The 13,583-nt window shown below is 44.6% G+C and carries 10 protein-coding genes; 1 reads left to right on the forward strand and 9 read right to left on the reverse strand.

The genetic code is table 11. The features are described from left to right. Window positions 1-13 precede the first annotated feature (13 nt). The 7 genes from nrfD to QE357_RS18580 form a co-directional block, all read right to left on the reverse strand. Window positions 14-1,426: an NrfD/PsrC family molybdoenzyme membrane anchor subunit gene (nrfD, locus tag QE357_RS18550; protein ID WP_106637213.1), complete on the reverse strand. Its 1,413-nt coding sequence runs from the start codon at window positions 1,424-1,426 to the stop codon at window positions 14-16. Window positions 1,427-1,495: 69 nt separating this feature from the next. Continuing rightward, window positions 1,496-4,558 carry a TAT-variant-translocated molybdopterin oxidoreductase gene (locus tag QE357_RS18555; RefSeq protein ID WP_309710582.1) on the reverse strand — a complete coding sequence of 1,021 codons (3,063 nt, stop codon included), beginning with the start codon at window positions 4,556-4,558 and terminating at the stop codon, window positions 1,496-1,498. A 59-nt stretch (window positions 4,559-4,617) separates the two neighbouring features. Beyond that, entirely contained in the window at window positions 4,618-5,847 is a 1,230-nt protein-coding gene (locus tag QE357_RS18560) for a cytochrome c3 family protein (protein WP_309710585.1), read from the reverse strand. A gap of 361 nt (window positions 5,848-6,208) precedes the next feature. Further along, window positions 6,209-6,634 (reverse strand): Fur family transcriptional regulator, encoded by a 426-nt coding sequence (locus QE357_RS18565; protein WP_106637210.1) that lies wholly within the window; start codon window positions 6,632-6,634, stop codon window positions 6,209-6,211. A gap of 52 nt (window positions 6,635-6,686) precedes the next feature. Continuing rightward, window positions 6,687-8,504 carry an ABC transporter ATP-binding protein gene (locus QE357_RS18570; protein ID WP_106637209.1) on the reverse strand — a complete coding sequence of 606 codons (1,818 nt, stop codon included), beginning with the start codon at window positions 8,502-8,504 and terminating at the stop codon, window positions 6,687-6,689. Window positions 8,505-8,570: 66 nt separating this feature from the next. Further along, window positions 8,571-9,014, reverse strand: a complete 444-nt coding sequence (locus QE357_RS18575; RefSeq protein WP_106637208.1) for a hypothetical protein — start codon at window positions 9,012-9,014, stop codon at window positions 8,571-8,573. A 51-nt stretch (window positions 9,015-9,065) separates the two neighbouring features. Further along, a complete protein-coding gene (locus tag QE357_RS18580; RefSeq protein ID WP_309710591.1) occupies window positions 9,066-10,091 on the reverse strand; it encodes a gliding motility protein in 1,026 nt (341 codons plus the stop codon). Here QE357_RS18580 and QE357_RS18585 point away from each other — a divergent pair. Beyond that, entirely contained in the window at window positions 10,090-10,857 is a 768-nt protein-coding gene (locus QE357_RS18585; RefSeq protein ID WP_309710593.1) for a porin family protein, read from the forward strand. The two genes, QE357_RS18580 and QE357_RS18585, sit on opposite strands and share 2 nt — an antisense overlap. A gap of 614 nt (window positions 10,858-11,471) precedes the next feature. Here the strand turns inward: QE357_RS18585 and QE357_RS18590 are convergent. Together QE357_RS18590 and QE357_RS18595 are read right to left on the reverse strand one after the other, a co-directional pair. Further along, complete coding sequence (locus tag QE357_RS18590) at window positions 11,472-12,146, reverse strand: response regulator transcription factor (protein ID WP_309710594.1); 675 nt, start codon at window positions 12,144-12,146, stop codon at window positions 11,472-11,474. A 9-nt stretch (window positions 12,147-12,155) separates the two neighbouring features. Then, entirely contained in the window at window positions 12,156-13,421 is a 1,266-nt protein-coding gene (locus QE357_RS18595) for a HAMP domain-containing sensor histidine kinase (protein WP_309710595.1), read from the reverse strand. Between the last annotated feature and the right edge of the window lie 162 nt (window positions 13,422-13,583).

Here is a 13,583-nt window from a genome sequence, read left to right on the forward strand (position 1 = left end):
CCTATTAATGAGGTTATTCGGTCACGTGTTCGCCTGGTTTCTTCGTGTTTGGTTTCACTTTGTAAGGGAAACGCTCCGAAGAACTCTTCATTACTCCTTTTACTTCCGCCATGTTAATTACGGGTAAGTACTTAGCGAAAAGCAGGAACAGGAAGAAGAATAAACCGAATGTGAATACGTAGTCACCAATATCGATGATTGTTGGAGAGAACATAGCCCAGCTTGAAGGCAGGTAATCACGGTGCAGAGAGGTTACGATAATTACGAAACGCTCAAACCACATACCGATGTTTACTACTACAGACAGAGCAAAAGTCCAGGTAATACTACGACGGATGCTACGAACCCAGAAGAACTGAGGAGTGATTACGTTACAGCTCATCATCGCCCAATATGCCCACCAGTAAGGACCGAAGGCACGGTTAATGAAGGCATAACTTTCGTATTCTACGCCCGAGTAAGCGGCAATGAAGAACTCAGTAATATAAGCAATACCTACAATCGATCCCGTTACGGTGATGATTTTGTTCATCGTTTCGATGTGCTCGATCGTGATGTAATCCTGTAACTTAAAGGTCCAGCGAATAATCAACAGCAGGTTGTTTACCATGGCGAAGCCAGAGAAAATTGCCCCTGCAACGAAGTAAGGAGGGAAGATCGTGGTGTGCCAGCCTGGAATAACAGACGTAGCAAAGTCAAACGATACAATCGTGTGTACAGAAAGTACCAGAGGAGTAGAAATACCAGCCAAGATCAGCGATACGTATTCGTAACGGAACCAAGTTTTAGTATTACCGTTCCAACCCATGGAGAGTAATCCGTAGATGTACTTGGATACTTTGTTTTTCGCACGGTCGCGAATCGTAGCAAGGTCAGGAATCAGACCTACGTACCAGAACAAACAAGATACGGAGAAGTACGTAGAGATAGCGAATACGTCCCATACCAGCGGAGAGTTAAAGTTAACCCAGATTGAGCCGTAGGTATTAGGGAAAGGAATACACCAGTAAGCTAGCCACGCACGACCTGCGTGCATTAAGATAAAGCTAGCTGCACAGATAACCGCGAAAATTGTCATTGCTTCCGCAGCACGGTTAACTGAAGTCCGCCACTTCTGACGGAATAAAAGTAAGATTGCTGAAATCAGCGTTCCAGCGTGACCGATACCTACCCACCATACGAAGTTGGTAATATCCCAGGCCCAACCTACCGTTTTATTTAATCCCCAGTTTCCTAAACCGTCCCACCAGGTCCAGAATACTGAAGCAGTTCCCAGAAGCAGTACGATAGTAGAAATGCCGAAAACGATTTTCCACGAAGCAGTAGGCTTGCCTTCTACCTGCCGACATACGTCCTCGGTAATATCGTGGTAGGATTTCCCACCAGTCACCAAAGGAGGCCTTACAACAGCACTAACGTGTGACATATTTCTAAATTTTCAGAGTTTCGAATGAATACTGAGTCCAGAACAAGTCTGAACTCAGTGTTTACTTACTTATACGTGTGACTTAGGATGCTTGTGTTCGTTCTCTTTGTGCTTTTCCTCTTTGTGAGGAGCTTGCGAGTCCGCTTCATCCTTATTCCGAATCTTCGTCAGGTAGCTGATCTGTGGCAACACGTTAATCTCTTCAAGCATGTGGAAGGCACGACCTTGTTGTTCCACTGCCAGAATTTGTGAGATTTCGCTTTCTGGGTTGTTCATATCACCGAAGATAATCGCACCCGTAGAGCAGGATTGCGAACAAGCTACCTGTACTTCGTTAGCATAAGGTCTGCGACGTTCTTTTTTCGCAGCCAGTTTTGTCGCCTGAATACGTTGAACGCAGAATGAACATTTCTCCATTACCCCACGGCTACGTACAGTAACTTCAGGGTTGATGACCATTTTACCCAGATCATTGTTGTAGTGATAAGGGAAGCGATCTTCATCAAAATATTTGAACCAGTTAAAACGACGTACCTTGTAAGGACAGTTGTTCGCACAGTAACGAGTACCAATACAACGGTTGTACGTCATCTGGTTAAGACCTTCATTACTATGCGTCGTTGCTAATACTGGACATACCGTTTCGCAGGGAGCATTCGAGCAGTGCTGGCAAAGCATAGGCTGGAATACTACCTCTGGGTTATCAGAAGCAATTTCAAGCGTTTCTAATTCCTGGAATACGCTTTCGCCTTCTTTAGGCTGTACTGAAGAATAGTAACGGTCAATGCGAATCCAGTGCATTTCACGACGCATCACTACTTCTTTACGTCCTACTACAGGAACGTTGTTCTCAGCCTGGCAGCTCACTACGCAAGAACCACAACCTGTACAAAGGTTCAGGTCAATGACCATTCCCCAGCTGTGATTTTTCTTTTCGTGACCATTCCAGAGCGTGATGTCCGTAGCATCTTTTGCTCCTTCAGAAGTCTGAATTTTAGGAATAAAGCGGCCAGCCTGTACGTTTTCCTGGTATTTCGCCAGAATCGTTTCTTGTAACACAGACTCACGAGCCATTACGGTGTTGTGAGTTTGAGTCTGACCGATACCCCACTTATATTGGCTACCGGTTGGCGTTACCTTAATTTCAGCACCAACTGATTTAATCCAGGGGAATACATTCTTACCTACGCCATCTGCTGCTTTACCTGCTTTCGAACGACCGTAACCGATAGCAACCGATACGGTGTCGTTAGTTTGGCCAGGTTGAATCAGAACGGGAAGTTCAATAGCTTCTTTACCAGCGATTTCCAGTTTCACCATGTCATTCTGGTGAACGCTCAATTTCTTCGCAGTAGCCTGAGAAATAGCTGCGTAGTTGTCCCACGTAGCTTTTGAAATCGGATCTGGGAATTCTTGTAACCAAGGGTTATTAGCCTGAGAACCAGTACCCATACCTACTTTTTCGTAAGGTACGAATTCAAGTACGGTAGACGAAGCTTTATAGGTACCACTGATTTTACCTAAAGCTGTAATCAGATCGCCTGTTACTGCGGGAGCAGCTCCTACCGTCCCTTTAGCAGGCTCAAATACGCCTTCGTAAACAGCTTTGTTCCAAGCTTCTTTGCTAGCTGTTTTCAGGATATTCGTAGCCCAGTTCTGAGTCAGGAATTCGTAGTAATCAGCATTTTGTCCAGCCCATGTTAATAAGCTTGCCTGAGCCTGACGCGTATTGAAAATCGTTGAGATTGTAGGCTGTACAATAGAATAGAACCCTGGTTTAGGTTCTGCATCACCCCATGATTCTAAGTAGTGAGAATCAGGAGCAATGAATTGACATAGAGAAGCCGTTTCATCCGCACGATCAGAGAACGATACGCTTAGTTTCGTACGAGCAAGGGCGTCAGCGATTTCTTTACCACGAGGGCTGTCGTAAACAGGGTTAGCTCCGTAGAACAGAACCGCGTCAACACGACCGCCTTTCAGGTCATTTACAAATCCGTCAAAAGCCGCGTCATTACCTTGTTTGTAGTTACTTGTACCAGCAATCGTTGTACCGTAGTTACCTAAGATACGGTTGATTTCTGCAACAACTACCTGTACGTTAGGATCATTCGAACCAGAAACTACCAGTGTAGTTCCGGGAGCAGCTGCTTTCAGATCGCGTGCTGCTTTTTCAAGGAATTCAACTTTAACGTCAGCCGTACTTGAAGAACCACCCACCAGGCGAAGTAACGTAGACGCTACCAAGCCGGACTGAGAAGGCTTCAAACGACCCCGGTAATCCGCATTAGCACCCGTCAATGTCATCAGTGTGCTGAAGTCATAGTGACGAGACATTTGCTTATTACCACCTTTTGCCGAAGATAACTTACGACCAGCAGCCCACTGTTTCGAGAATTCGTCAGGAGCAATCCAGGTACCTAAGAAATCGGCATCAAGGCTTACTATAACTTTAGCCTTACTGAAATCAAATGCAGGTAGTTGTCCACCATGTACTTGGGTTAAGCCGTAAGCAGAACTGGCGTCGTAAGCTACATGAACTGTAGAAGGGTATTTCGCTTTGAATGCTTCGATAACCGCTTTCGTCGTTGGGCTCAAAATCGTACCAGAGACGATGCGAATATTCTGAGCAGAAGCTAATCCAGCGGCTACTTCTTTATCTAAAGCAGTCCACTCAATTTTCTTGCCCCCTTTTTGAGGATCACGCAGTTTTTCGTTGTCGTATAAGCTCAGCACTGAAGCATGTACGCGAGTACCTACGCCACCCTGAGAAATACTTGACTGAGGGTTACCCTCAATTTTAATAGGCCGACCTTCACGGGTTTTTACCAAAATGGAGCAGTACTCACCCCCATCAGTAAAAGTTGATGCGTACCAGTTAGCAATCCCTGGTTCAACATCAACGGGTTTGTTTAAGTAAGGAATAACTTTCCGTACAGGAGCTTCGCAGGCAGCTAAAGAAACAGCTGCTACACCAAAGCCCAGCATTTTAAGGAAGTCACGACGGTAGGTTCCACCTCCGTCGGTAATATCAGATGAATCGGCAAATTCGCGATGAGCATTCTTTACGAACTCAGGATCGTTTCGTAACTCCTCTATTCCTCGCCAGTATCGCTTCGTAGTATTTTCCATTCTATTAGAAAAACTCGTGTTGGGGAAAGGCGGCTCTTTATCAGAGCCGCCCTATTATATTAATAGTGACACTTAGAGCATTCCAGCCCACCGATGTCAGCCACTTTCATGTCTTTAACACCGTCTTTTTTGTGAATCTCAACCAGTTTGTCATAGTAATGGTTGTCTTTAGAGTTCACGCTAGTTTTACGGTGGCAATCAATACACCAGCCCATGGTCAGCGTAGAGCGTTGTTCGATTACTTCCATTTTCTCTACTTCACCGTGGCATTGCTGACATTGCAGACCGCCTACGTTTACGTGCTGAGAGTGATTGAAGTAAGCCAGATCAGGTAAGTTGTGAACGCGAATCCACTCGATAGGTTGATCTTTCTCGATAGCTCTGTAAATTTTCTGAATTTCAGGGGAAGATCCTTTGATTGCATTATGGCAGTTCATACAGATGTTAGGCGAAGGAATATTCGCTTGCTTGCCTTTGTTAACACCCGTATGGCAATAGTTACAGTCAATTTTGTATTCACCTGCGTGCAGCTTGTGTGAGAACGCGATGGGTTGCTTAGGAGCAAAACCCTGGTGGATACCAATTCCGTACATACCATCTACAGTAGCTTTACCTGCCAACAGGACGAATAATAATAAAGCACCTGTACGGAACGCAGGACTGCTACCTAGTTTGCCAGTACTTTCTTTCAAACGAGCAAAGAAGGGAATCTTCTGAGCTTCGGGGGAAGAGGGATCAACTGTCGCTAAACGATTCAGAACCGTCAGGATGCCAAACAGAGCAACCAGCATCAGAATCATTACTACCAGTAGAGCTACTAAAACAATACCGAAGAAACCAGATGATTGTTCACCGTCGCCTTGAGCAGCACCACCGCCGCCGCCAGCTACTGCTGTACCTGCTGCTGGAGCAGCTGGAGCTGAATTCTTTTCTTTAACGTAAGCTAAAATGCTTTTGATGTCGTCGTCGGAAAGGCTTCCGAAGGCGGTCATCATAATAGGCTTATACTGATCGTACAGTTTAGTAGCTGCTTCGTCACCGCTAGCTACCATGCCGGCTGGGTTTTTAATCCATTTGATTAACCAGGCTTCGTCATGACGCTTGTCAACGTCTTTTAAACCGGGGCCGATCAGCTTTTGCTCTCCTACATTGTGACAGGAAGCACAGTTGTTGGTGAAGAGCTGTTCGCCTTTTGCGGGATCCTGTGCAAAGCCGGACGTGCTACTCCACAACGTCAGAACGATAGCCGTTGCGGTCCCGAAGAAGTAGCTAAGTGCTCGTTTGATCATAATAATACTTTTCAACTTTTATTTTCAGTACGGGATGCCCGTATAGACCCATTCCGGGCTCACAAAACTACAATCGGATCGTTGTTCTTCAAACTCAGGATTTTTCCGAAATGCCAAAACTAGATGAAAAATATCTATTTAAATTTATTCTAAATAAGTAAGCAAACTTTTGTCAGCCTGATCAGCGATTTAGAAGCCCCTTCTCCTATTAATTCAATCTTCTTTTTACTGAAAAATGATTAATGTTCTAATAATCAATAACTTCTAACAAATTTTCAAAGTATTGCACAATAAAATCTACAAATAAAACAAAAAGCTCCTACCCAAGAGGGTAGGAGCTTTTTGTTTTAGTATTCAATTATCAAGACTTACAATCGGGGCAGGTGCCCTGCACAAGAAGATTGATTTCCTGTCGTTTATATCCTTCGGGTAGAGCTAGGCTGGGTATCTTTACGTGATCCAGACAAGTAGTCTGACCACAAGACAGGCACTTAAAATGCACATGATCGTGATGATGGGTGTGATCTTCCGACTGACAGGCATCTTTGCACATGGCGTACTTCACAGTTCCTTCGTCATCCAGAACTTTATGAATAATGCCTTTATCCAGAAAGGTTTTTAGGGTTCGATAAATCGTTACCCGATCGAAACGCTCCTGTAGCTCACTTTCCAGCCCCCCATGCGAGAGGGCAAAGCTTTTATTATAAAATAAGTCAAGCACTTCTTCCCGGGCTTCGGTATGCCGCAGATTATGTTGCTTTAACGTAGCAGGCACGAGCTTGTTCATGGGTATTAGTATAGTTAGGCTGGCAAAACTCCGTGGGAAGCTGGAAGCCAAGTTATTCCATTTTCAGGGCATTTTCAAATTGTAACTTCACGAGCCCACTGTATAAACCATCTTCGAGTAAAGACAATTCCTCGTGCGTTCCTCTTTCGATGATTTCTCCCTGCTGAAGTACATAAATCTGATCAACATTACGAATTGTGGCCAGACGGTGAGCAATAATAATCGTAGTCCGATTTTCCATTAAGCCATCCAGGGCTTCCTGGACGAGTTTTTCTGATTCCGCATCCAGTGAAGACGTCGCTTCATCCAAAATTAAAATAGCGGGATCTTTCAGAATCGCCCGGGCAATGGCAATGCGTTGCCGCTGACCACCCGAAAGTTTAACCCCCCGTTCGCCGACAATGGTATTGAATCCTTCGGGAAAAGAGGTAATAAAATCATAGGCATTGGCTTTACGGGCCGCTTCTACGATTTCCTGGTCCGTAGCTCCAGGACGACCGTATTCTATATTTTCGCGAATGGTACCCCCAAATAGCATCACTTCCTGCGGCACAACGGCCATGTGGCTGCGGTAATCAGTGATTGAGTAATGATCAATCGGCTGTCCATCCACTAAGATATGTCCCTGCTGGCTCCGGTAATACCGCATTAATAATTGCACTATAGTCGACTTACCGGCTCCTGAATAACCCACTAAAGCAATTTTCTCGCCTTTCTGAACGTGGAGGTTAATATTTTTCAATACCTGAATATCGGGGCGGGAAGGGTAACTAAAGCCTACATTCTTAAATTCAATACTGCCGTCCAGAGTAGGTTTGCGAATCAGATTGGTTTGATCAAGTTCAACTTCTGAAGATTCTTCCAGAATTTCCAGAATACGCTCGGAAGCACCAATGGTTTTCTGCACCTGAGCATACATGTCACCTAAACCACCCACTGACCCACCGATGAAGGCAGTGTATAATACGAAGCCAAAAAGATCGGCCATGATCATTTCACCGTTTAATACTAGTGTTGCTCCGTACCAAACTACGCCAATGATGCCGCCGAAGAGAGCAAAAATGATGAAGGAAACAAAGCCACCTCTGTACATGGAAGCTTTCAAGGCGGTGTTAACTACCCGATTCAAAGCCGTCGTATAACGGGTTACTTCCAGTTTTTCATTAGTGAATGCTTTTACTATATTAATAGACTGAAGCGTTTCTTCCACAATAATATTAGCCGAAGCTAGTTCGTCCTGGGCCTGCTTGGACATCGTGCGAATGAACTTCCCAAACACCATCGCGGCTACTACTAGCACTGGAAAAGTAGCCAGCATGAATAAGGTAAGTTTCCAGGAAATCGTCAGAATCACTACGATTCCAATCACCAGGGTTGCCACGCCCCGTAATAACTCTGCCAGGGTGATGGTTAACACGTCCTGTAACTGAGTGACGTCGGAAGTCATACGACTCATCAGCTCTCCTACTCTGCGTTGCTCGAAGAACCGAATGGGTAAGGTTACAATCTTTGTGTATAAACTCTTGCGAACATCGGCCATTGACCGCTCACTCACCCGTGTGAAGTAATAAATCCGGGCAAAAGAGAAAATCGCCTGTCCTACCAATACTGCAAATAAGGCAATGAGTACCTGATTGAGTGAGAACTGTGATTTCTTTTCCAGTACTGCCACGATTTCCCGAATCAGTAAGGGAAAAGACATCATGGTTAACTGAGAAAGAGCCAGAAAAACCAAACCGATCAGAAAAAGCCCACGATAAGGTTTAACGAACCGAAAAATATGTAATGCTTTATTAAGCCCCGCCCGACTGACTTTCTTTTTGTCTTCGGGAGATGGTTCCTGACCAAAGGAGCTTTGACGTTTAGCCATAAATGCGTTTTACGTTTTGAGTTCGGGGTTTTGCGTTCATTCATCCGTCACTTAACCCCAATCTTTCTACTTATTAGTGGCAAAGCGGAGCATGTTTTCCAAAACTGCAATGGGTGCTTTACCCGTCCGCTGGTCCCAGGCGGCCCAATCAGCCAGCAAGGGGCGGCGGCCCTGAACCTGGGCATATAGCCGCTCTGCTAAATCCGTAATGTTTTCTTTGGGAATCCAGTAATCTTTTTCGGCATTATCTGAAGGATTAAGGCCAAACTGAGGTTGTTCAGAAAGATACCAGGCTAATTCAGAATAAAGCTTTTTGACTAGTGACTCTTCGTAACCCTTCTGGATGAGAGCGGCGATAAACGTTTGCTCATCCATGGAAGGACGTTCCGAGATGAGTTTTTTCAGACGGCCTTCCCGCATGGACTCTCCCTGAGAGAGCGTCACAATCAGAAAAATAATTCCGCCCAAACCTAATAATACGACAAATGCAAAAGCAAAAAGTAAAAACATGAGAAGGAGCCGCAGACGTTTGAGTCCTGAGCTTTAAGTGAAAAAAGTCATTTATTGTTCCGCCTGCCCCCAATATTTAGAAGATTCGAGAATCTGTCGGGCATTCTGATTTTTCATCAATTCCTGGAGACTAACATTCGGGTTATTCATTTCATAATACCGAACGATCTGCCAACCCAGCCAGCGACCAATACTGCCCGGACAACGAGGGCCAATCTCCGGTGTTTGGGGACGATCACCGAGGTACTTTATCCACTTGTTAGGATTGGTTTCATAGAGAAGTTTATTATCTATGAAATGCCCCCACACTAAATCCTGGGCGATTTTCGTTTCCGCTAACTGCCGGCCCGTGTAGCCAATTAGCAAACTATCGGGCGTTTGAGGTAACATGGTTTGAGCAAAAACGTAACCTTTGCCGTAGTTGATCATCTCGGATAGCATAGTCTGGTCTTGTGGATTGTTTTTGGCATATTGCTCAGACAAAACGAAGAGAATCTGAGGTACCAGAGCTTTGGGATTATACCGCCACATCTGATAGCCATACACGTCAGGCCGAAACTTAGCTTTCGAACCGAGAAAATAATCCAGACCAATAATGATTACACTATCGCTAACGATTAGATCAGAGCCCAGAAAACCAGAAAATGCCAGCTGAATGCGGGGTACTTTGAAACTGGAATCATAAGCTTTCATATTTTTGAAGGCCGTAGTGAGTTCCGAGCTTAGCGTGTCAAAGTTACCGAAGCTGGCTTGCGTTTGTTTATAAAATTCCCGAAGGCTGGGCTCGTTGACTCTCCGGTACAATTCTGTTAGCAGTTGCGTTGAGTCCTGGAGTCCATTTTTCAGGAAATAATTGTTGACAAACGCCGCGTGCGAATCAACCCAGAGCTTGAATTGCTGAGGCGTAGTACTAGCAAAAAGCGAAGAATCCAGCCGTTCGATGGACAACTGAATTTGAATAGCATCAGCTCCAGGAAGGCTTTTTACCGTATATTGATCGGAATCCTTTGTTTGATCGCAGGCTACCAAACCACCCAAGATTCCAGCTAAAAAGCTGATAATCAAAATTTTTCTCATGAAAACGTTCTTCAAAAAATCGTGCAAAATTAGTCAAAAAAATGGCCTGTTGGGGCTTTTCTTTATTCTTTCGTTTTCAGCCTCTGCTCAATACCGAAAAGTGCAAGAAACGTATCCTACCACCAGGGGCATGGTTCGCTATCGGCCCATGGGGGTACAAATGGGTTTTAAATTATCGCCTTTTATTAGTGGCAACCGCCTGGAAAGCCGGGGGAATTATAACTCCTTCGATAATAACGGAGCGGTAGTGCGAATGAGTCTCGGACCCATTGCGGATATTTTCTTTTCTGAAAAATATGCCTTCAGTACGGGCTTGTGGTACACCGTAAAGGGCGTTCATGTAAGAAATTCAACCTCGTTCCTGCAGGACTTAACCCCTCCCGGCACGGCGACGTCTTCCTTATATAACCTCCAGTATCTGCAAATTCCTTTGACTTTTAAATTATTAACTAACGAAGTAGCCGATCGGCTGCGGCTGTTTATGCAGTTTGGTGGGGTAGCGGATATCAAGCTGGCCGAAAAAGCCATTAATGCTCCTATTAACGCTCTTTACATCTATAATGAATCGAAGAACAGAAGCACCCGGGCTTTTGGATTCGGAGATTTTAACTTGCTACTAGCCGGCGGCGGAGAATATGCCTTATCCGGAAGTGATGCCCTGGTTTTTGGGATAAGCTACCAACGAGGCCTGATTAACATTTACCGAGACAATGATTTATCTATTAAGAATAACTGCTTCTTTCTGGATTTAGCGTATAAGTTTTAAACCGTTGTCTGTTTTCAGTTTGCCGTTGTCAATTTTTGCCACTAGGGGACTCTCTTAAACAGCCTCTCCCTACTTCAGGGAACATTAGAGAAAGAGCTTCCCCGGATTTCATCCGGGGCTATCCGTATTTAACCCTTCCAGGGTTATTTTTAGTAAACCTATTTTAATAATGTTAACAACAACCCTAGCGGGGTTGAATATGAATAGCCCCGGATGAAATCCGGGGACACGGTTGGTATTTGAGACCCATACCTGAAGGTCATCATCAACGTCTGTCATTCAGAGCAAAGCGAAGGATCTTATGACCTTTTTCGAGCTGGTTGGGTCATTCGGTAACTTGGCTAAATTAGCTCCGCCCATTCCACCCAAGGTCTCTCGCTACGTTCGAGAGGTCAGTTAAGGGTTAATCATTGCTGCGAGATTCCATCTCGTTCCTACGATCAGGCAGGTTCCACCTGCCGTTATTGCTCAAGGTTTCAGAAGCCCTGATTGCATGCAGGTCTTCGATTAGAAGTTTCAGACAGCTTTTAAGAGGAAAAGGCACCAAGCGTACGCCTGAGTTGAGTTCTGTAATGACTTAAACTGAAAACAGTAAACCGACAACTGAAAACTAATCAGAATTCAATCCGAAAACCTACGCCGTGTACACTTACGAGGCGTAGGTTTTTATCTTGAATAAGGTATTTGCGAAGGCGGCTGATGAAGACATCCAGACTCCTTCCTAAAAAGTAATCGCTCTTCCCCCAAAGTCTGCTTAAGATTTCTTCACGGGGAATGATTTCGTTGGGCCGCTCGGCCAGCATTTTTAGTAGATCCGCTTCCCGGGCGGTTAGGTTAATAAAACTGGCTCCGTAAATAAGTCGCTGGTTTTTTAAGTCCAGTTGATACGCTCCCAACGTTAAGCCTTGATTAGTCACTGCTTTAGCATCCATTCGTCGAAGAATAGCCTCAATGCGAAGGGTTAATTCCTCCATGCTAAAAGGCTTGGTCAGGTAATCGTCGCCCCCCAGTTTAAAGCCCCGAATGCGGTCTTCCGGTAAAGATTTTGCCGTCAGAAAAATAACAGGAACTTGGCTGCCGGTCGAACGAATTTTTTCGGCTAAAGCAAAACCGTCCATTTCCGGTAACATCACATCCAGCAAACAGACATCGTAGGATTGCTGCGAAAAAGCTTCCCAACCCCGTTTGCCGTCTTTTTGTAAATGTACTTCGTACCCTTCCTGAAGCAGATTATCCGCCACGACAAAGCCGAGCGTTTCATCGTCTTCAACCAGCAAGATTTTAATCATACGTTTCTTTTAATTCAAGACAGGATAAATCAAGGTAAAGCAACTGCCCTGCCCTTCCACACTTTCCATGGTTACCTGCCCACCCATGGCTTCGGTTATGGTTTTTACGTAGTATAACCCTAATCCAAAGCCCTTCACGTTATGCACATTACCCGTAGGAACGCGGAAAAACTTATGGAAAATGCGGGATTGATGTTCCTTCGAAATTCCAATACCCCAATCCTGAATATCTATCCTCACCCGCTGCTTAATTACCTCCGTACGAATGCTTATTTCAGGATGCTGACTGGAATACTTAATAGCGTTATCCAGCAAATTATACAAAGCATTCGTCAGGTGCATGAGATCGGCCTGAATAATCGAGGGCTGAGCTTTTAGCTCCAGGGTAATGTGAATATGTTCTTCCTGAATGCGGGGTTGAAAGCGATCGACTAAATCCTTAATGACTTCGTGAATATCCAGATTTTCTAATTGTAGTTTTTGCTGATTGCTTTGAGCCGTTTGTAGTACTGTGTCTACCTGTTGCTTCAGCCGTAATGCCTCTTTGCGAATAATACCCGCATAACTGGCCAGCCGTTCAGAGGATTGATTGGGTTTACTTAATACATCCGTCGAAATAAGGATCGTCGATAAAGGCGTTTTGAATTCATGCGTCAGGTTATTCACAAAATCGGTTTGTAACTCCGACAATCGTTTCTGTTTAAAAATGACGTATAAAGCGTAACTAAAAAAAAGGATAACCAATAGAATTCCTACCGAAGAAATGGTCCATGATTTAAGCTGATCAAAGACATAATTACGCTTTTCGGGAAAATAGACCCCAAAGTAATAATTCTGTCCGGCTACTTTAGGAAAAGACGTTTTAATGGCCTTCTGCTCATCGCAGTTAGCGGTATGGCAGACAAAACCGCCGTATTGAATCTGATGCTGCTCGCAATCGTAAATCCCGTATTCAAAATTAGCTTTAAGGTCATGCCGGGAAAACTCCTGTTTCAGAAAAACCTCCAGAGCAGACGGATCCATCTGATCATTAATCTGAACGGTATAATAATTGGCAGATACCCGTTCGACGGGTCTTAAAGGTAAGCTATTGGGGCGATTATTATAGTCGATCATTCGCCGGCAAACGATCCGTAGAGCAGAGGTAACTCGCTGATCAAAATCACGGTCTTCCAGTTGATAGGCCTGTCGGAACCAGTAAAATTGCACCAGAGCCAACCCCAGCAACAGCAGGACGGATAATACCGTAAAAATGCGAAGTGTACGACTGGACATGTAACAAAAATAGCAGTTGTGCTGAAAGCCCGCCTGTTATTAACATTTCATTAACTCATAAAAATCAGACAGCTACCAATTTGGAAATAAAGAAAAAGTGCGATCTTTGTCCCCGCAATGCAAAATTTCGCCCTAGCATACCGTCAAGAGATGAGCTTACGT

This window comes from Siphonobacter sp. SORGH_AS_0500 (assembly GCF_031453245.1).
Lineage (GTDB): Bacteria > Bacteroidota > Bacteroidia > Cytophagales > Spirosomataceae > Siphonobacter.